The sequence below is a fragment of the Nocardioides cavernaquae genome (assembly GCF_003600895.1).
GTDB lineage: Bacteria > Actinomycetota > Actinomycetes > Propionibacteriales > Nocardioidaceae > Nocardioides > Nocardioides cavernaquae.
Genome location: NZ_QYRP01000002.1, coordinates 2,689,046 through 2,708,235, shown reverse-complemented (window position 1 = coordinate 2,708,235; position 19,190 = coordinate 2,689,046). Strand labels below are relative to the sequence as shown.

20 protein-coding genes are annotated in these 19,190 nt (G+C 69.5%); 7 read left to right on the top strand and 13 right to left on the bottom strand.

The features are described 5' to 3' along the window. Positions 1 to 2: 2 nt before the first annotated feature. Together D4739_RS13020 and D4739_RS13015 are read left to right on the top strand one after the other, a co-directional pair. The gene (locus D4739_RS13020; RefSeq protein WP_120061016.1) at positions 3 to 722 is read left to right on the top strand and encodes an LppX_LprAFG lipoprotein; all 720 of its coding nucleotides are present in this window, start codon (positions 3 to 5) and stop codon (positions 720 to 722) included. After that, positions 719 to 2,443, top strand: a complete 1,725-nt coding sequence (locus tag D4739_RS13015; RefSeq protein ID WP_120061015.1) for an MFS transporter — start codon at positions 719 to 721, stop codon at positions 2,441 to 2,443. The genes D4739_RS13020 and D4739_RS13015 overlap by 4 nt, the downstream gene beginning before the upstream one ends. Here D4739_RS13015 and D4739_RS13010 read toward each other — a convergent pair. Further along, complete coding sequence (locus D4739_RS13010; protein WP_120061014.1) at positions 2,410 to 3,255, bottom strand: alpha/beta hydrolase-fold protein; 846 nt, start codon at positions 3,253 to 3,255, stop codon at positions 2,410 to 2,412. The genes D4739_RS13015 and D4739_RS13010 overlap by 34 nt on opposite strands. A 128-nt stretch (positions 3,256 to 3,383) precedes the next feature. Between D4739_RS13010 and D4739_RS13005 the strand changes: the two genes are divergently transcribed. Beyond that, entirely contained in the window at positions 3,384 to 3,878 is a 495-nt protein-coding gene (locus tag D4739_RS13005; protein WP_120061013.1) for a beta-class carbonic anhydrase, read from the top strand. A gap of 49 nt (positions 3,879 to 3,927) precedes the next feature. On the opposite strand, the gene purT is transcribed toward D4739_RS13005, so the two are convergent. The 5 genes from purT to D4739_RS12980 form a co-directional block, all read right to left on the bottom strand. Further along, a complete protein-coding gene (purT, locus tag D4739_RS13000; RefSeq protein WP_120061012.1) occupies positions 3,928 to 5,115 on the bottom strand; it encodes a formate-dependent phosphoribosylglycinamide formyltransferase in 1,188 nt (395 codons plus the stop codon). A gap of 69 nt (positions 5,116 to 5,184) precedes the next feature. Then, positions 5,185 to 6,258 (bottom strand): choice-of-anchor P family protein, encoded by a 1,074-nt coding sequence (locus tag D4739_RS12995; protein ID WP_120061011.1) that lies wholly within the window; start codon positions 6,256 to 6,258, stop codon positions 5,185 to 5,187. Positions 6,259 to 6,478: 220 nt separating this feature from the next. After that, a complete protein-coding gene (locus D4739_RS12990; RefSeq protein WP_120061900.1) occupies positions 6,479 to 6,928 on the bottom strand; it encodes a PaaI family thioesterase in 450 nt (149 codons plus the stop codon). A 21-nt stretch (positions 6,929 to 6,949) separates the two neighbouring features. Further along, positions 6,950 to 7,330, bottom strand: a complete 381-nt coding sequence (locus D4739_RS12985; protein WP_120061010.1) for a hypothetical protein — start codon at positions 7,328 to 7,330, stop codon at positions 6,950 to 6,952. Next, on the bottom strand, positions 7,327 to 9,411 hold the full coding sequence (locus D4739_RS12980) for a DNA gyrase/topoisomerase IV subunit B (RefSeq protein WP_120061009.1): 2,085 nt from the start codon (positions 9,409 to 9,411) through the stop codon (positions 7,327 to 7,329). Before D4739_RS12980 ends, D4739_RS12985 begins: the two co-directional genes overlap by 4 nt. A gap of 341 nt (positions 9,412 to 9,752) precedes the next feature. On the opposite strand from D4739_RS12980, the gene D4739_RS12975 reads away from it, so the two are divergent. The 3 genes from D4739_RS12975 to D4739_RS12965 all read left to right on the top strand — a co-directional run bounded on the left by D4739_RS12975 (position 9,753) and on the right by D4739_RS12965 (position 11,394). Continuing rightward, positions 9,753 to 9,977, top strand: coding sequence for a DUF7455 domain-containing protein (locus tag D4739_RS12975; RefSeq protein ID WP_120061008.1), 225 nt, complete (start codon positions 9,753 to 9,755; stop codon positions 9,975 to 9,977). 110 nt (positions 9,978 to 10,087) lie between these two features. After that, a complete protein-coding gene (locus D4739_RS12970; RefSeq protein WP_238473644.1) occupies positions 10,088 to 10,567 on the top strand; it encodes a DUF456 domain-containing protein in 480 nt (159 codons plus the stop codon). Then, complete coding sequence (locus tag D4739_RS12965; RefSeq protein ID WP_120061007.1) at positions 10,567 to 11,394, top strand: EamA family transporter; 828 nt, start codon at positions 10,567 to 10,569, stop codon at positions 11,392 to 11,394. The genes D4739_RS12970 and D4739_RS12965 overlap by 1 nt, the downstream gene beginning before the upstream one ends. A 57-nt stretch (positions 11,395 to 11,451) precedes the next feature. On the opposite strand, the gene D4739_RS12960 is transcribed toward D4739_RS12965, so the two are convergent. The 7 genes from D4739_RS12960 to D4739_RS12930 form a co-directional block, all read right to left on the bottom strand. Continuing rightward, positions 11,452 to 13,374, bottom strand: coding sequence for a prealbumin-like fold domain-containing protein (locus D4739_RS12960; RefSeq protein ID WP_120061006.1), 1,923 nt, complete (start codon positions 13,372 to 13,374; stop codon positions 11,452 to 11,454). Positions 13,375 to 13,689: 315 nt separating this feature from the next. Beyond that, entirely contained in the window at positions 13,690 to 14,067 is a 378-nt protein-coding gene (locus tag D4739_RS12955; protein ID WP_120061005.1) for a DUF1304 domain-containing protein, read from the bottom strand. A gap of 4 nt (positions 14,068 to 14,071) precedes the next feature. Further along, entirely contained in the window at positions 14,072 to 15,379 is a 1,308-nt protein-coding gene (locus D4739_RS12950) for a cytochrome P450 (protein WP_120061004.1), read from the bottom strand. A gap of 62 nt (positions 15,380 to 15,441) precedes the next feature. Next, entirely contained in the window at positions 15,442 to 15,747 is a 306-nt protein-coding gene (locus D4739_RS12945) for an AzlD domain-containing protein (protein WP_120061003.1), read from the bottom strand. Beyond that, entirely contained in the window at positions 15,744 to 16,406 is a 663-nt protein-coding gene (locus tag D4739_RS12940; protein WP_120061002.1) for an AzlC family ABC transporter permease, read from the bottom strand. Before D4739_RS12940 ends, D4739_RS12945 begins: the two co-directional genes overlap by 4 nt. A 79-nt stretch (positions 16,407 to 16,485) precedes the next feature. Continuing rightward, a complete protein-coding gene (locus D4739_RS12935; RefSeq protein ID WP_120061001.1) occupies positions 16,486 to 17,976 on the bottom strand; it encodes an RNA polymerase sigma factor in 1,491 nt (496 codons plus the stop codon). Between the two features lie 137 nt (positions 17,977 to 18,113). Next, positions 18,114 to 18,689, bottom strand: coding sequence for an HhH-GPD-type base excision DNA repair protein (locus tag D4739_RS12930; RefSeq protein WP_120061000.1), 576 nt, complete (start codon positions 18,687 to 18,689; stop codon positions 18,114 to 18,116). A gap of 277 nt (positions 18,690 to 18,966) precedes the next feature. Here D4739_RS12930 and D4739_RS12925 point away from each other — a divergent pair, with 277 nt between their 5' ends. Beyond that, positions 18,967 to 19,179 (top strand): hypothetical protein, encoded by a 213-nt coding sequence (locus D4739_RS12925; RefSeq protein ID WP_120060999.1) that lies wholly within the window; start codon positions 18,967 to 18,969, stop codon positions 19,177 to 19,179. Positions 19,180 to 19,190: the final 11 nt, after the last annotated feature.

The following is a 19,190-nucleotide window of genomic DNA, read 5'->3' as shown; positions in this document are numbered from 1 at the left end:
GCATGTCGATCCGCACACTCCGGCCCCTTGCCCTTCTTCTCTCGGTGACGCTCCTCGCGGGCGCCACCGCGTGCTCCGGGTCGAGTGACGACAAGCCGTCCGGCGATACCCCCAACGACGTGCTCGCCCACGCCAAGGAGCTGCTCGACGAGACGTCGGGCGTCGACCTCACGATCACGTCCGCCGGCCTGCCCCAGAGCTCCTCGGGCGCCCTGCTCGTGGGCGGCAGCGGCACCGCGATGCACCCGTCATCCTTCGAGGGCACCATCGACCTCAAGGCGATGGGCTTCTCCGACAGCGCCGAGGTGATCGCGATCGACGGCAAGGTCTGGGCCAAGTCCCCGTTCCTCGGACCGGACTTCTCCGAGATCGACCCCGCACGCTTCGGCGTCCCGGACCCGGGCCTCCTGCTCGCCACCGACGGCGGCGTCTCCGACCTGCTGATCGAGACGACCGGCCTCGAGGAGGGCGAGTCCGTGCGTGGCGGGGACGACAACAAGGAGATCTTCACCCAGTACTCCGGCACCCTCAGCGCGGCGCAGGTGCAGCTCCTCGTGCCCAGCGCGAGCTCCGGTGACTTCTCGGTGCTCTACGAGATCACCTCGGACGGCCACCTGCGCAGCACGGAGCTGACCGGTGCCTTCTACCCCGGCGAGCGCGACGTGACCTACACGATCGACATCGAGAAGTACGGCGTCGAGAAGAAGATCTCCGCACCGTGACCCTGTCGCGGCGACCTGGCGCCCTGCTCGCGCTGGCGTCGATCGCCGTGGCCTTCGCAGCCGCCGACACCTACGTCGTCGTGCTCGCGCTGCCGGACATGATGGCCACCGCCGGTGTGCCGATCAGCGACCTGCAACGGGCTGCGCCGATCATCTCCGGATTCCTGCTCGGCTACATCGCGATGCTGCCGCTGATCGGCCGCATCGCTGACCTCCGCGGCCGGGTGCCGGTCCTGGTCATGTCCCTGGTGGTCTTCGCGATCGGGTCCTTCGTCACCGCGTTCTCGTGGGACCTGGGCTCGATGGTCACGGGCAGGTTCCTCCAGGGAGTCGGTGGCGGCGGGCTCGTCCCGGCCACCCTCGCCCTCGTCGCCGACCTCTACCCGGCTCCCCGTCGCGCGGTCCCCCTCGGCGTCGTCTCGGCTGTCCAGGAGATCGGCAGCGTCCTGGGTCCCCTCTTCGGTGCCCTCGTCCTCGCACTGACCGTGTGGCAGGCGATCTTCATGGTCAACCTGGTGGTCGCCGTCCTGCTGGCGCTCACCCTCCTCCTCGTCACCCGCACCGCACCCGCCGAAAGGCCAGAACTGGCGCGCCGAGAGGTCAGGTCTGGCGCCCCGAGAGGTCGGCTCTGGCCCGATCCCCTCGCCCTCCTCGCCCTCGGCGTCGCCGTCGCGGCGTACGTCGTCCTGGCGTTGCGGCCCGCACGCATCCAGCAGGACCTGACCTGGGGCCAGCTCTTCATCCCGTACGCCGGAGACGGGCGCTGGCTCACCCCGCTCGGCGTCACGGTGATCGGCGCGGTGGCCGTGCTCGTCGCCCGCTGCTTCCTGGCCCGCCGACCGCTCGTCGACCTGCGCAGCTGGCTCGGGGCGCTCCGCCAGGCCGACCTCCCCGGCGCCACGCTGCTGGCCATCGCGCTCGGGGGCATCGTGCTCGCCTTCGCGACAGCCGATCCCGAGGTCCAGGTGTTCGCACCACAGGGCCGGTGGTACCTCCTCGGCTCCCTCGCCGCGTCCATCGCCCTCGTCCTCCACCTCCGCAGTGCCAGCGCCCCACTCATCCCCCGTGCTGCCCTGCGCGAGCGACCGGCCTGGGGCGCGCTCCTGGTCAGCCTGCTCACAGGTGCCGCGCTGATCGCCGCGCTCGTCGACATCCCGATCTACGCCCGCACGACTCTCTACCCCGACTCCCAGCTGATGGCCGCCCTCGTGCTCGTCCGGTTCCTGGTGGCGCTGCCCGTCGGCGCCGTGGTCGGAGGCCAGCTCACCCGGCGCTACTCCCCCGGGCCGGTCGCCGCGCTCGGCATGGCGTGCGCTGCGCTCGGCTTCCTGGCGATGTCCCGCTGGGACGAGGGATCGCTGACACACCCTTCGAGCACGCTGGTCCTGCTCCTGTGCGGCTTCGGGTTCGGCCTTGCGCTGGCTCCGGTCAACGCTGCCCTGCTCGCCCACACCGACGCGGCGGTGCACGGGGTCGCCACTGCGCTCGTCGTCGTGGCGCGGATGATCGGCATGCTGGTGGGCATCTCGGCACTGACCACCATCGGCCTGCGCCGCTTCCACGCGGCGCTGGCCACCGGCAGGACGCCTGAGGACGCGGCCCTGATCCAGGAGCACGTGGTCTTCCTGGGTGCCGCCGGTTGCGCAGCGATCGCCGGCGTCCTGGCGCTGGTCCTGCTCGGCGGTCGTCAGTCCATCCGGGAGCCGAGCCAGGCCAGCTGAGCCGGCAGCACCCTCGTCCAGTACGCCGCGTCGTGCGCGCCCGCGGCGAGGTGGACCTCCGCATCGGGCAGCTCGTCCCGCAGGTCCTTCACCCCGCCGAGGAACGGGTCGCCGCGGCCGCAGTCGACCCGGATCTCCAGCTTCCGCAGCGCATCGAGGCGGGTGCCGTCGCCGAGGATGCGCCAGCGCTCGAAGTCTGCGCGACTGTCATAGGCACCCGCGACCGTCGCGTCGTACGAGTTCCAGAGGGCGGGGCTGGTCGCGACGACCGGCACCTTGCGGTCGAGCTCGCTGGCGAACAGCAGCGCGCCATAGCCGCCCATCGACCAGCCCAGCAGGCCCGGGCTCTCTGCCTCCAGTCCGTGGCTCGCGAGCAGCGGCAGGAAGTGGTCAAGGACGAGTGCGCGCGGGTCATGACCGTCGTCGCGCGGGTGCCAGTAGCCCTTCGTGCCGCCGTCGATGCCGGCCAGCGCGAACGACGCACCTGACGCGGCAAGGAAGCGGTCGAGACCCATCGTGCGCAGCCAGTCCTCCGCCGAGCTGTGAGCTCCGTGCAGCGCGACCACAACGGGGAGCGTGCCCGTCGCACCCGGCGGACGGGCGATCCACCAGTCGGCCCCGGCCAGCGTGCCGTGCTCGACCTCGCCGGGCTCGATGTCAGGGATCAGGCCCGCGTCTCCGTTGAGACCGAGCTCGCGTCGGAAGGCGACACGGCCGGGAAGGACGTCCACGTCGACCAGGGCTCCGGCGCCGGCGAGCGTGGCAGCACCGCCCAGTGCTCCGGTCAGCAGCCCGCGACGCGTGATCCCCATACCCAGACGCTAGCGGCCGCCCACCCAGTTGCCGGTGATCTGAAGTGCTCTTCAAGTGCGCATGTCGACGTACCAATGTGCGGGCGACGCAATGCGGCCGAAATCCACGCTCCGCTACCTTTCGTCCCATGGGTGACTTCGACGATCTTCTCGCTGCCAACAAGGAGTACTCCGCCGACTTCGCGCTTGCCGGTTTCGATGGCATCGCGCACGCCGGGGTGGCCATCGTGACGTGCATGGACTCGCGCATCGACCCGCTGCGCATGCTGGGCCTCGAGCCGGGCGATGCCAAGATCTTCCGCAACCCCGGGGGCCGCGTCTACGACCCCGCTCTCGAGGCCCTCGTGCTTGCCACCCACCTGCTCGAGGTCGACCGGATCTTGATCATCCCGCACACGAGCTGCGCGATGGCCAAGTTCACCGAGCAGGACCTGCGGGTCAAGGTCGGCAAGTCCGCGGGGGTCGACGCATCCTGGCAGCCCTTCCACGTGGTCGCAGACCAGATCGCCGCGCTCCAGGAGGACGTCCAGAAGGTCCGGTCGCACCCGCTGATCCCGAAGACCACGAAGGTCGGTGGCTTCATGTACTACGTCGACACCGGACTGATCCAGCAGAAGTTCTGACGGGCCACGAACACGGCTCCATCCATGCCCTGACCCTGACGGTCGGGGATCAGGCGAGGGCGACCGTGATCGCGTCGGCGGCGGCCTTCGCGAGTGCGCGGGCGGCATCGGCGTCGGCACCACGCGCCATCGTCACCGCAACGCGCCGCTCACCGTCGACGCGCGGCTTGCCGAAGAGCCGCACCTGGACGCTCGGATCCACCTCGTACGCCGCGGGCACGCCGGCGAACGAGGGCACGCCCGAGCCGTGCACCTTGACCGGCCAGCTGGCGGCACCGCCCGGCCACCGCGTGACAGCGACCGGCAACCCGAGGACAGCGCGCGCATGCAGCCCGAACTCGCTGATGTCCTGGCTGACCAGCGTCACGAGGCCGGTGTCGTGCGGACGCGGCGAGACCTCGGAGAAGATCACCTCGTCGCCGCGGATGAAGAGCTCGACGCCGAACAGGCCCCACCCGCCGAGGGCATCGGTGACCGCACGCGCGCACTCCTGCGCCGCCGGCAGCCACGGCCACTCCGTGCCTGCTGACTCCTGCCACGACTCGGCGTAGTCACCGTCGACCTGGCGGTGGAACACCGGGTCGAGGAAGAGCGTCCCGTCGACGTGGCGAACGGTCAGCAGCGTGATCTCGGTGTCGAAGTCGATGAAGCCCTCGACGATGCAGCGGGTGGTCTGCGATCCCCTGCCGCCGGTCTGCGCGAACTCCCACGCAGCCCCGAGGTCGGCGGCGGTGCGGACGAGCGACTGGCCCTTGCCGGAGGACGACATGACCGGCTTGATGACGACCGGCCAACCAAGCTTGTCCGCTGCCTCGGCAAACTCGGCGAACGTCTCCACGAACGCGTACGGCGACGCGGCCAGGCCGAGCTCCTCGGCAGCGAGGCGGCGGATGCCCTCGCGGTTCATCGTGAGCACTGTCGCCCGTGCAGTGGGCACGACGCGGAGCCGGTCCTCGAAGTCGGCCAGGACCTCGGTCGCGATCGCCTCGATCTCGGGAATCACCAGGTCCGGCGCTTCAGACTCCAGCAGCGCCCGCAGGGCCACGGGGTCCTGCATGTCGATCACATGCGACCGGTGTGCGACCTGCATGGCCGGCGCATCGGCGTACCTGTCGACGGCGATGGTCTCGACGCCGAGGCGCTGGAGCTCGATCACGACCTCCTTGCCGAGCTCACCGCTGCCGAGCAGCAGCGCCTTCGTCGCAGCGGGAGAGAGCGGAGTGCCGAGGGTCGTCATGGGCAGATTCTGGCAGCACCCGACGACCGGCGGGCGTAGCTGGCCCGCAGCTACGCCCGACGGTGGCCGCTACCTGCGGCCCTTCGGGGGCTTCGCGTCTCCACATCCCTTCGGCAGGTGGAGCTGGATGTTCCCGCCAGCGATCGCGCTCGTGGTGCTTCCGGCGGTGTAGCCCGGCCCGGCGATCTGGAACGTGTCCGCGCTTCCCGGCTCGCCGTTGTCCGCGACCGAGACGGTCCAGTTGCCATTCGGGAAATGGAGAACCCGCTTGGTGCTGGTCGGCGACGGATCGCCGTAGGCGTCGATCCCCTTCGACTGGATGTGCTGACCGGTCCCGTGGTCCACCACGTTGACGCCTGAAGGACGGAAGGCTCCGGTCTTGTCGAGGCCACCGTGCACGGAGAAGCTGACCCGGCGGCCGTCCCTGACGACGTACCCGCCACCAGTCACGAAGTCCTTGACGGAGCAGGCGGGCGGCTGGGTCCCGTTGCAGGCGATGTCGGAGTGGGCGTGCGAGATGATCACGTCGACCGCCGCCACCCCAGGCACGTTCACCGTCAGGTGCAGGGCGTTCACCGTGATCGCGCCGGGCGTGACGATCTGCTCGTTGAGCGTCAGGGACGCCAGCCCACCCACGTTGATCGTGGTGTTGGGTGCCGGGTTGACCGGCAGCACGATCGCAGGACCACCGAGGACGCTGATCGATGCGTTGGCGAGGCTGGCGCTGCCGGAGAGCGATGCGGAGCCGTTGACGCACTCCGCACGTGTAGTCGCCTGGAGCACCCCCGCGCTGACGTCGGCGACGCTGGCCAGGCCGGCGTCGACACCCAGGGACAACGCAGCGACTGACGCGAACGACGTGGCGAGTTGTCCGGAGCCGAGGGTGGTGGCCAGCGCGACGCTGGCGTCGAGTGCGATCGGGGCCGGGCTGCTCAGGTGCAGCAGCTCCTCGGCATCTGATCCACCGGAGGCGGCGAGAGGTCCCGCGTCGACCAGGTGTACGCCGGCCACGAGGGTGCCGAGCAGCGTCGCGTCGATGTCGATGACCGCTGCGTCACCGCTGTAGGAGCTCGCCTGTCCGGAGAGCGTCGGTGCGGGTGGCTTGCCCGCGTTCGCTGATGGGGTGAGCGTCAGTGCAGCCATGAGGACGGCGGTGAGCCCGATCCCCCAGAGACGCCGGTGTGCAGGTCGAGTTCTTGAAGCCATTGGGGATCACTCCGTCGGTTTGATCCCTCCCTCGACCGAATCTGGCACGCCCGACCGGTCGGGACACCGACCTGATGGGCCATCGCGCCCGGGGACTGCCAGCACGGGGTTGCCGCTGGGGTTGGTCCAGACCAGCGAGCACCGACGCCCGTCACGATCAGCGGGCGCGCCACCGCTTCCACAGCGCGGTCGCCTCGGCCCGGACCTTGCCGTCGTACTCGAGGCGGACAGCGCACGTGATCGCATCCTCCGACGCCTCCTGCACCTCAGCGACCAGCGAGACCGGGTCGTGCAGTGGGGCTGGCCGCCGATAGGACAGGTCGAGCCCTGCCGTCACATAGGCCAGCGCGGCCCCGGGCAAGGGGCCCCAGCCCTGCTCGTCGGCGTGCTGCATGACCGCCGCGGCACTGTGGCAGTCCAGGACCGTCGCGATGATCCCGCCATTGAGGTAGCCGAGCCCGTTGTCATGGGCAGGCCACGGCAGGAACTCCGCCACCGCCCGCCGCGGACCGTCCGGAAAGCTCTTGAGCCGGAGCCCCTCCGCGTTGTCCGGGCCGCACCCGAAGCACCGCATGTGGGGGAAGAGCCGGTCCTGGATCGCGATCATGGTCACCCGGGAACCGTAGCGTCAGCCGCCCGCGATCAGCTCGCGCAGCGACTTGTCGACGAGTGCGCCCGGCAGGTCCGCGAGCCGGTCGCCGAGCGTGGCGAGGTCGCCGATCGCGCTCAACAGGTCGACCAGGCGATCGACGCCGGCGACCGGATCGGCCACTGGGTGATCAACGAGCAGCGGACAGTCCACCGCGCCACCATCCGGCTCAGGTGGCAGCTCCGGCGTCCAGCACCCGACCTCGATCACGAGCGAGCCGCCGGAGAGTCGCGGGTCGACGTACCAGAACAGGTCGCCCACGGCGAAGCGCAGATGACCGCGCCGTGGCTTCGCGCCACGGGCCTTCAGCTGCTTGACGGCGGCCGCGCGGGCCTGGGGCCCCGACTGCGAGCCGATCACGCGTCGAGGGCGTCGACGTCGATGTCGTAGGCGCCCTGGACGATGAACTCCTTGCGCGGAGCCACCTCGGAACCCATCAACAGCTCGAAGACCTCGGCGGCACTGGCGGCGTCGTCGACGGTGATCCGGCGCAGCGTGCGGTGGCGCGGGTCCATGGTGGTCTCGGCCAGCTGGTCGGCATCCATCTCGCCAAGACCCTTGTAGCGCTGCACCGGGTCCTTGACCCGGGCGCCCTTCTTCTTCAGCTCCGCCAGCTTCCGCTGCAGCTCGTCGTCGGAGTACGTGTAGACGTACTTGTCCTGGCCCTTCTTGGGCTGGAGGATCTCGATGCGGTGCAACGGCGGCACGGCGGTGTAGACCCGACCGGAGGTGATCAGGTCGGGCATGTACTTGAAGAAGAGCGTCGCCAGCAGGCACCGGATGTGGGAGCCGTCGGCGTCGGCGTCGGCCATGAAGATGATCCGGCCGTAACGGGCCGCATCGAGCTCGAACGTGCGTCCCGAGCCGGCGCCGACCACCTGGATGATCGAGGCGCACTCGGTGTTCTTCAACATGTCGGCGACGGACGCCTTCTGCACGTTGAGGATCTTGCCGCGGATCGGGAGCAACGCCTGGAACTCCGAGTTGCGCGCCAGCTTCGCGGTGCCGAGGGCCGAGTCACCCTCGACGATGAAGAGCTCGGTGCGGTCCAGATCGCTGCTGCGGCAGTCGGCCAGCTTGGCGGGCAGCGCAGACGACTCCAGCGCGTTCTTGCGGCGCTGGGTCTCCTTGTGGGTGCGTGCCGCGATGCGGGTCTTGGCCGCTCCGGCGACCTTCTCCATCACCAGCTTCGACTGGCGCTTGTCGGCGGCCTTGGTCGAGCTCAGGAACGCGGCCATCTCGCGCTGCACCACACGACGAACGATCGTGCGCGCCGCCGGGGTGCCGAGGATCTCCTTGGTCTGCCCCTCGAACTGGGGCTCGGCCAGGCGCACGGTCACGACCGCCGTGAGGCCCTCGAGCACGTCGTCCTTGACGACGTCGGTGTCGTTGACCTTGAGCACCTTGCTGGCGCGCATGACGTCGTTGAACGCCTTGGTCACCGCGGTCTCGAAGCCGCTGACGTGCGTGCCGCCCTTGGGCGTCGCGATCACGTTGACGTAGGAGCGCAGCTCGGTGTCGTAGCTGTTGGTCCACCGCATCGCCACGTCGACGTGCAGCTCTCGCTCGACGTCCTGCGGCGTCATGTGACCCGCCTCGTCGAGCATCGGCACGGTCTCCGTGAACGTCTCCATGCCCTGGAGGCGGAGCACGTCGGTGACCGGCTCCCCCGTCGCGAGGAACTCGGCGAACTCCGAGATGCCACCGTCGTGCTTGAAGCTCTCGGTCACCGGCTCCGCCGGTCGCTCGTCACGGATGACGAGCTCCAGCCCCGGCACGATGTACGACGTCTGGCGGGCGCGGGTGACGAGCTCGTCGTAGACGAAGTCGGCGTCCTTGGTGAAGATCTGGCGATCCGGCCAGAACCGGATCCGGGTGCCGGTCCGGTCCTTGGCGACACGCTTGCCCTTGCGGGTCAGGCCGGACTGCGCGTCGAAGGTCGCCTTCGGACCCTCGGCCGCGAACACACCGGGCTGGCCGCGGCGGAAGGACATGCCGGTCTGCGACGGCGAGCGGTCGACGTCGACGTCGAGGCGGGCCGAGAGCGCGTTGACCACGGACGCACCGACGCCGTGCAGGCCGCCGGTCGCGGCGTACGAACCGCCGCCGAACTTTCCACCGGCGTGCAGCTTGGTGAAGATCACCTCGACGCCCGGGAGCCCGGTCTTGGGCTCCTTGTCCACGGGGATGCCGCGGCCGTCGTCGTAGACCTCGACGGAGTCGTCCTTGTGCAGGGTGACCTCGATGCGCTTCGCGGCGCCGACCAGCGCCTCGTCCACGCCGTTGTCGATGATCTCCCACACGCAGTGCATCAGCCCGCGGGTGTCGGTGGAGCCGATGTACATGCCGGGACGCTTGCGAACCGCCTCGAGGCCCTCGAGGACCAGGAGGTGTGCGGCGTTGTACGTGTTGTCGATCGGGGTGTCCTTCACGCTTGTCATGTCGGGAGTGAATCTACCTGCGACACGCGCAAGGCCCTTGCAGGCACGCCCTCACGGAAATCCCTTGCGCGGGTTTGTATGTTGGCGACACACCAAAGGGTCACGAAGCGATGTCATTCGGGTCATATCGGAGTGAAAGCGCAACCTCGAGAGCGGTTGCGGCGTCACACTGACGGGTACCTGACGTCTCATCGGCAGAAATGTCCACAAGGTGAGGCACCAACCGGAGCGTCTGGACGCGCAATGGTTGGATGGATGTGGCCGGAACCACCGGCGGTTCGGGGAATCAACTCCCCCTGTCGCTCGTTGAGCCGGACACCACGGAGAAAGAGAGGCCGATTGTGACTACCGCAGTTGCTCCCGCCAGCACCCTGACCGCCACCGACCGCTGCGACCGCTGCGGCGCCCAGGCCTACCTCCGCGTCGAGCTCGCTTCCGGATTCGAGCTGCTCTTCTGCGCACACCACGCCCGCGAGCACGAGGACAAGCTTCGTGAGATCGCGGTCAACGTGCAGGACGAGACCCACAAGCTCGCGCCGTCCGCACCCGCCGTCCACGAGGACTGAGCGCTCCTCCCCCAGCACACACCAGCCCCGGCCCCGGAAACGGGCGCCGGGGCTGGTTGCTTCTCTGACCATGCCTTCTCAGACCATGCCTTCTCAGACAAGGTGACCTCGTGGAATTCCCGCTCGACATGCTGTTCCTGCTCGGCGTTGCCATCGGTCTCGTCGGCATCCTCGTCCCCGTCATGCCGGGCACGCTGCTGATCCTGGCCGTCGTCGCCGGCTGGTCGGCGGTGGTCAACGAGCCGCGTGGCTGGGCAGTGCTCGGCTTCGTCGCGGTGCTCATCGCGCTCAGCACCGTCGTGAAGTACGCCGTGCCCGGACGCCACCTGCGCAACGCCGGCGTGCCCACCAGCTCCATCCTGCTCGGTGCCGTCCTCGGCATCGTCGGGTTCTTCGTGGTCCCGGTCATCGGCCTGCCGCTCGGATTCGTCCTCGGCATCTACCTCGCCGAGCACCGACGCGTCGGGCACACAAGAGCGCGCGGCACCACGGTCACCGCCCTCAAGGCGGTCGGCCTCTCCCTGCTGATCGAGCTCACGGCCGGCCTGATCGCGGCCTCCGCCCTGTTCGTCGGCGCGATCACGACCTGATGGCCGTCCTGCTCGCCCTCACCGGGGCTCTGCTCTACGGCGTCGCCGACTTCGTCGGCGGCCTGGCCTCACGCCGTACGTCGCCGTGGGCGGTCGCCTTCGTCGCCGCGGTGGCGGGCGCCGTCCTGGTCATCCTCGCGTCACCGCTGCTGATCAGCGACCCGACCGGCGCCGACATGTGCTGGGGTGCCGTGGGCGGCGTGGGCGCAGGCATCGGCACGGGATTCCTGTACCGCGGTCTCGCGGGTGGGCGCATGGGCGTCGTCGCACCGATCTCCGGCGTCGGCGCGGCCGTCGTTCCTGTCGTGGTCGCCCTCGCCGTCGGCGAGCGTCCCGCAGCGCTCGTCTGGCTCGGGATCGTGGCGGCTCTGCCCGGCATCTGGCTCGTCGCCCGCGACCCCGGGTCGGGCCGCGCCGGCACAGCGGGCGTGATCGACGGCGTGCTCGCCGGGCTCGGCTTCGGCGGTCAGTTCGCCGCGCTCTCGCAGGTCTCCGAGGATGGCGGCCTCCTGCCCCTCGGGCTCAACCAGCTCGTGGCGGCCGCCGTCGTCGCCCTCCTGGCCACCGGTGCGCGTGCGGCCTGGGTGCCTCGCGACCGCGCCGCACTGCCCGGCGTCCTCTGCGGCGCGCTGGGAGTCGGCGCAACCGTTGCGTTCGTCTTCGCTCGCCACGAGGGTTCGATCACGGTGGCTGCCGTGCTCTCCGGCCTCTACCCGGCTTTCACCATCCTGCTCGCCGCCACGGTGCTGCACGAGCACATCCGCCGGTCGCAAGGTCTGGGCCTGGCGCTGTGCGGCGTCGCTGTGGCACTGGTCGCAGCCGGCTGACGGAGCCAGAGGCCCGCCCGGCCGGAACCGGGCGAGCCCCTGGCGTCGCGACACGCTCTACGGAAGCAGCGGTGCCTCGTCCGGGACCTCGACGGCGTAGTCGTAGGTCGCCGGTGCCCTGTTGTCGTACGACGCTCCACCGAGGCCACACAACTCGGCCTCAGTTAGCCCTTCCGGTGCGTCGGTGATGGTCGCCTTCTGTCCACCCGCCGTGTTCGGGTCCTCGTCAACGGTCGAGTCGACGAGCTCACCGGTGGTCGTGCAGGTCAGCACGATCACCTTGTAGAGCGGGATGTTGACGAACGCGGACGCGGGCTGGCCGATCGACTCGTTGATCTCGGCGGTGCCCGGGCTGTCGAAGGCGACGTTGACCGTCACCTCGTCAGGATCGAGCTGGTAGCCGGACGGTGCCGCCTTCTCCTGGATCGTGTAGGTCCCCAGGAAGACGTCGTCGATCTGGAACTCACCCGCGGTCGGATCGTCGTCGGCCGATCCGTTGTCAGCGACCACGATGCAGCGGCTGTCGTTGTCCTTGCCCGGGTCGGGGTTGGTGTCCGCGATCGGCGGGTAGGTGTCCGGGTTCGTGCTGCTGTCGTAGCCCGTGGTCTGGCAGACCCAGAAGGTGGCTCCCCCGAGGAGGGTCCCCTGGTGGTCGTGCTTGAGCCAGCGCAGGGTGCCGTCGACGAAGGTCTTCACAGCATTCGGGCTGCTTGCCGTGCCGGTGGCCACGGCCACCGTGGTGCCGCCACCGAGGTCGACCGATGAGGTCGCCGAGCCGGTGACCACTGTCGCCTTGTCCGAGTAGAACGTGACGACGCACTGCCCGCTGGCGTTGGTGCCCGCACCGGTGTCCGGTCCGGCACCGTCGGTGTCGACGCTGTCACAGGTGTTGACCAGGACGTGCAGGTCGGCGCCGACATCAGGGCTGTCGCTCAGCGTCACGGCCGGGTGGTTGCCCGAGACCGGCGACGACGTACCTGCGACGACCTTGTTCACGGTCACGGTGAACGTGTGCTGCTCACCGATCGCGTTCGTGTCGCTGTCACCGATGCTGATGTTCGCGCTGCACAGCGGGAACGAGCCTGAGACGAAGTCCTTGAGGGTCGCGTCGAGCGACGGCGAGGACCGGGTCTCGGCGAGGAAGGACGAGAAGCACGGGGTGGTGCCCAGCAGCTCACTCAAGTTCACGCCGCCCTCGAAGAACCCGCCCTTCGGGATGGTGCCCGCCGGGCCCTGCTTCGGGGTGTACGGCCACGGAGCGGAGATGCCAGCCGCGTTGACGGTCGCGCATGCGAGCGGGGAGTGCCCGGCAACCGTGCAGTCGGCCGTTGTCGCTGCACCGGTCGGGAAGAGCTTCTTGAGCACTCCGTTGCCGCCGGCACTGGCCTGCGCCGGGTTCCACTCCCACACCTCGATCGTCGAGACCGCTCCGCCGTTGGTGAACTCACTCAGCACGAGGACGTCGTGCACCTCGTGGTCGATGCCGAACGTGCCGTTGGCGGGAAGAGGGTTGGGCACCTGGTTCTTGAGGAACCAGAAACCGACGTTGGCCGAGCCGTTCTGCGCAAAACGATCGGACCCGAAGTAGGTCACCAGGTCACCGTCGACGTTGTACGCCGCGGCGTACGCGTTGGTGATCTCGTCCTTGTCCGGGACCGAGCCGGACGAGTGCCGCCAGCTCGGGATGTCCAGGTCATCCTTGGAACCACCAGTGCTGAAGATCGTCTCGCCCTTGGGGTCGACGACGATCCCCGAGGTCGCGAGCGAGCCGGCCGTTCCTCCGCCGACGAAGTCGCTCCAGTCGTGACCCGTCGGGTTGGGGGTCTGGTTGACCGCGTTGCGGTCGAGCTCGAAGACTGTGTCGTCCGCGACCTCGGCGGAGCTCGGTACCGCCGCGGTGACGGTGCCGGCCACGGCAAGGACGAGGCCGAAGGCGGCCGCACGAGTGCGGCGGCTCAGGTGTGGGTGCAGCTTGGACATGACAGATTCCCCATTTGCCGAATCCGGCGCGCAGTCTGCGCGTCGAGGAGTCCCAGGAACGGACGCCCACCCCAAACCACCGGATCCTGGCTGGTGTCCCGCGATGAACCCGCCATGTCGGGTCAACACCAGTTCCCGACTCTGCCTGTCGGCCGATCGCTCTGACCATCGCCTCCACGAGCCTGCCCGAACAGGCCGGACTGAACCTCGGGAGAGAGGCACGGGCCGGGTCCGGGGGCTCCAGGTCCGGGGGCTCGGGTGCGTCAGGCCCGGGGGCTGGGGCTCCCCGCTCGCAACCCCTGGCCGGGTCCCGGCTCAGAGAGCGTGAAGTGCGAGGGCGATCAGCGCGAGAGCCGGGAAGGTGCCCTGCACGAGCGCCCCGCGCACCTGGGTGCGGTCATCCGTCACCAGCACCAGCGCGGCGCCGAGCATGGAGGCCGTGCCGAAGACGACCAGCGGGATGCCCCAGTGGCAGTCGCCGGCCGCGAAGGCGACACCGACACCGGTGCCGATCGCGAGGAACAGGTTGTAGAACCCCTGGTTGTAGGCGAACTGCCGGTTCGCCTCGGCCTGCTCGGCGGAGATCCCGAAGACGCGTCGTCCCTTCGTCGACCAGACCAGCGACTCGAGGACCCAGATGTAGACGTGCAGGAGCGCGGCGAGGCCGGCAAGGACGAGCGCGACGGTGAACATGCACTCATCCTGCCGCGACGCGGGTACCGAGCACCACCGGGATCCGGTCGTAGCCGCGCAGCACCCTGGTCTCCCGCAGCTCGGGCGTGCCGGTCACGGCGAGATCAGGAAAGCGCTCGAAGAGGGTGCGCAGCGCGATCGCGCCTTCGAGGCGGGCCAGCCCGGAGCCCACGCAGTAGTGCTCCCCTGCCGAGAACGCGAGGTGGTCGTGCGCGTTGGCCCGCGTGACGTCGAAACGCTCCGGCTCCGGGAACACCGAAGGATCTCGGTTCGCGGCGGCGATCATCGCCGTCACCGGCATCCCCTTCGCGATCGTCTGGCCCGCGATCGTGGTCGGCACGTAGGTCACGCGGAGGGTGAACTGGACCGGCGGCTGGATGCGGAGCATCTCCTCCACCGCATTGGGCCAGAGCTCGGGCCTGTCGGTGAGCAGGGCGCGCTGCTCCGGGTGCTCGGCGAGGAGGAGCACGCCGTGGCCGATCAGGTTGACCGTGGTCTCGAAGCCGGCGCCGAGGGTGAGCAGGGCGATCGCATGAAGTTCGACGTCGGTGAGCGCATCCTCACCCTCCAGCATCACCAGACGGCTGAGCAGGTCCTCTCCGGGGTTCTCGCGCAGCCGGACGATGTGCGCCTCGATCATCGCGTGCAGCTCGCGGATCGACCTCTCCGCGCGACGGTACGCCGCGAGGCCGAGGCCCGGGTCGAGGGTCAGGGCAGCGTCGTTCCCCAGGCGCAGCAGCTCGTCGCGCTGGTCGTCGGGGATGCCGAGCAGGTCGCCGATGACGGCCACGGGGAGCAGCGTGGCGTACCTCTGGACGATGTCGACGTCCCCGGTCTCCGCTGCCAGGTCGTCGAGGAGCCGTTCGGCGACAGCCTGAATCCGCTCCTCGTGCCTAGCGACTGCACGCGCTGTGAACTCGCGCGAGATCAGCTTGCGGTAGCGGGTGTGCCTGGGCGCGTCGACGGCCAGCATCGACGGCGGGTCCATCGGACCGAGCACCTGGGCGCGCTGCAGACCGGCCAGAAGACGACGCAACGGCTTCGGCAGCTCGCCGTGCCCACCGCCCACACCCACATCCGGGCTGCGGAGGAGTTCCTTCGTCGCGGCGTGGGACGTGGTCGCCGCGGTCAGCCGCTCCTGCACGACCGGGCCGCGCGCACGCAGCTCCTCGAAGAACGGATAGGGATCCGCCTGGAGCGACGGGTCGACGAGCGCCCGCGGGATCATGTCTCCGCGTCGCGCAGCCATCCGCAAGAGGCTCCGGCCGAGTCCGAAGCCGAGGTACCAGCGGGTCAGGGTTGCGATCTCCATGTCCGCCAGTGTTCTCCGGCAAGCGGGTCACCGCGTCCTCCCAGGGGAGGAAACTTCCCGGCTCAGGTGAGAGCGTGTCCCACCCAGTACGCCGTCATGCCAGCCAGCAGGATGACCGTCAGGTTGCGTGTGCGCACGCCGCAGCCCACGGCTGCAGCCAGGCCGGCAGCCTCCGGCCACCCCAGCACCAGCTCCCCGCCGGCCGTCATCAGGGAGGCGACGAGAGCGGCCAGCGTCGCCGGCCCGACGTACTCCAGGGCGGTGAGCACCGGGACCGGGATCCGGCGGTTCGCCAGGCCGAGGATGAAGATCCCTCGACTCAGGAAGGTGCCGACGCCGACGACGAGCACCGCCGCGAAATCCGTCATCGGCGTGCCCGCGCCACTGCCATGCCGGCGGCGATGCCCGCAGCGGCACCGACCAGGAGCCCGGTGCGGTTGGGCATCCCCGCGGCCAGCGCGGTGACCGCAGCAGCGACTGCGGCGGCAGCGACCTTGGGCGGCGCGTTCAACCCGCCGATCAGCATTCCGGTGAACATCACCGGAATGGCGAACGCAAGGCCCCACTCCGTCGGCACGGCAGGCCCGATCAGCAGGCCGAGTGCCACGCACAGGTTCCAGGCGACGACGAAGAACAGTGCGGAGCTCAGGTAGTAGCGGCGAAAGTCCGCGGCGGAGTCGTCCTTGCGCGCCTCCGCGAGGACGAAGACCTGGTCGATCAGGAGAGCCGACCCCAGCCAGCGGAACCAGGCAGGTTGGCGCTGGAAGGTCGGCGCCAGCGCCAGGGAGTACAACGCGTGGCGACTGTTGACCACGAGGGCGGCGCTGACGGCGGCCAACCAGGCCGCGCCTCCTCCGAGCAGGGTGACGAGCGTGAGCTGTGCCGCCCCGGCGTACACGATCGAGGAGCTGGACCAGCCGACCAGCTCGTTCATGCCGGAGTCGAGGATCGCGACTCCGAGCACGAAGGCGAACGGGATCGCCGGGATGAACAGCGGTATGGAGTCCTGGATCCCCCGGCGAGTCATGGGGCCGATCCTGTCACCGCGGGCGAAATGCACGACGCCCCCGGCCACAGCGGCCGGGGGCGTCGTGCGGAGAAAAGAATCAGTCGAGGTAGTCGCGCAGGACCTGCGAGCGCGACGGGTGGCGCAGCTTGGACATGGTCTTCGACTCGATCTGGCGGATGCGCTCGCGCGTGACCCCGTAGACCTTGCCGATCTCGTCAAGCGTCTTCGGCTGGCCGTCGGTCAGGCCGAAGCGCATCGACACGACACCGGCCTCACGCTCGGAGAGCGTGTCGAGGACAGCGTGCAGCTGCTCCTGGAGGAGCGTGAACGACACGGCGTCAGCCGGGACGATGGCCTCGGAGTCCTCGATCAGGTCACCGAACTCGGAGTCGCCGTCCTCACCCAGGGGGGTGTGCAGCGAGATCGGCTCACGGCCGTACTTCTGGACCTCGATGACCTTCTCCGGGGTCATGTCGAGCTCCTTGGCCAGCTCCTCCGGGGTGGGCTCGCGGCCCAGGTCCTGGAGCATCTGGCGCTGGACGCGTGCAAGCTTGTTGATGACCTCGACCATGTGCACCGGGATGCGGATGGTGCGCGCCTGGTCGGCCATGGCGCGGGTGATGGCCTGACGGATCCACCACGTGGCGTACGTCGAGAACTTGTAGCCCTTGGTGTAGTCGAACTTCTCGACCGCGCGGATCAGACCGAGGTTGCCCTCCTGGATCAGGTCCAGGAAGAGCATGCCGCGGCCGGTGTAGCGCTTGGCCAGGGAGACGACGAGGCGGAGGTTGGCCTCGAGCAGGTGGTTCTTGGCGCGGCCACCGTCAGCGGTGATCCACTCGAGCTCGTCGAGGAGCTTCGGGGTGATCTTGCCGCCCTTGGAGAGCTTCTCCGAGGCGAAGAGGCCGGCCTCGATCCGCTTGGCGAGCTCGACCTCCATCTCGGCGTTGAGGAGGGGCACCTTGCCGATCTGCTTCAGGTAGTCCTTGACCGGGTCGGCCGTGGCGCCGGCGACCATGACCTGCTGGGCAGGCTCGTCGGTCTCGTCGGCCGCGGAGACCACGAAGGACGCGTTCTTCTCGTCCTCCTTGATGGTCGGGTCGGCGACGACGTCCTTCTCGAACTGCTCGTCCGGCAGGTCCGGCAGGACCTTGGTGCCATCGGGGCCCACGACGACCTCAACGGTCTCGGCGGGAGCCGCGGCAGCCTTCTTGGCAGCGGTCTTGCGCGCAGGGGCCTTCTTGGCGGGCGCGGCCGGTGCCTCGTCGACGTCGGAGGCGGCCGGAGCAGCGGCAGCCCGCTTGGCCGGCGCGGCTGCCTTCTTTGCCGGGGCCTTGGCAGTGGTGGTCTTGCGGGCGGTCGTCGCGGCGACGGCCTTGTGGTGGTCGTCCACGTTCACCGCGACGGTGATCCCCTCGGCAGCGAGGTGGACCAGGAGCGCCTTGAGGTGGCGCGGCTCGATGGCCGCGGCCTCGCTCGCCTGGCGCACCTGCTCCGGCGTCAGCGTGCCGGTCGGCTCGGCGAGCGTCACCAGCCCAACGATCTCGGGGTGGGACAGGACCTCGGCCGGAAGCAGCTTGCGCGACACGAATACCTCTCGGTGAAACTGAGTTTGGGGCGCGGCAGGGCCCGCTGTCGTCAAGAGCCGCGCCGTCATTCTGCCACGGGAATCAAGGCTCCCCCGCCATCGACCCTCGGTGAGTCAACGGGCGGGCAGGGGCGATGTCACGCCGTAGGCGCAGCTGTCTTCGCTGCGGCCTTCTTCTCCTGCTTGTAGGCGCGCACCTTGAGCAGTGAATCGCCGTCCACCACATCGGCCACCGAGCGGTAGCCGTCGAGCGCGTAGTCACCGACCACCGTCTCCCAACCCGCTGGGCGGACGCCGACCTGCTTGGCCAGCAGCGCCACGAAGATCTGCGCCTTCTGCTTGCCGAACCCGGGGAGCGCGGTCATCCGCTTGAGGAGGTCCTTGCCATCAGCGGCCTCGTTCCAGAGGCGGGCGGTGTCGCCGTCGTACTCGTCGACGATGAGCTGAGCCAGCGCCTGCAGCTTGCCCGCCATCGAGCCCGGGAAACGGTGGACTGCGGGCGTCGTCGCGCAAAGCGCCGCGAATGCCTCGGGGTCAGCCGCCGCGATGTCCCGGGGGTCGATGCTGCCCAAGCGCTCAAGGATCTTCGCGGGGCCACGGAACGCATGCTCCATCGGATACTGCTGGTCGAGCGCCATGCCGGCGAGCAGTGCGAACGAGCTGTCGGTGAGCACCTGGTCAGCAGCGGGGTCCTGGGCGATCTGGAAGGCCATGCCCCCATCTTGCCGCAGTCTGGTTCGGCCCTGTGGACGAGCACTCCGATGGAGAGACCGGCTGGGGCAAGGTGGCGGGATGGATGTGGCGCCACTCGACGATCCGATGTACGCCGCGCTGCGGCGGGCTGTCTTCGACCTACGCAGATCGACGCGGGCACGGGTCTTCGCCCCTGCCATCCACGTGGGTCTGCCAGATGGATCACGGCACAAGCTCAGCGAACCGGCACGTCCCGATCACGCTCTCCGGACCGATCTGGTCGCGGGGCTGTTGCGTATGCAGGACGAGGAGGCACTCCCCGGGGTCTGGCTGACCCGCGTCGGGGTGCCGGAGCCGCACGACCTCGACGTCGCGTGGCTCGCCGCAGCACGGGCAGCGTTCAGCGAAGCAGAGGCGCCGCTCCCCTGGTTCGTCGTCGTCACCAAGTCAGGCTGGCACCGGCCGTCCACCGGCGAGCAGCGGACCTGGCAACGCCTCCGGCTCCGCTGACAGGCAACCGA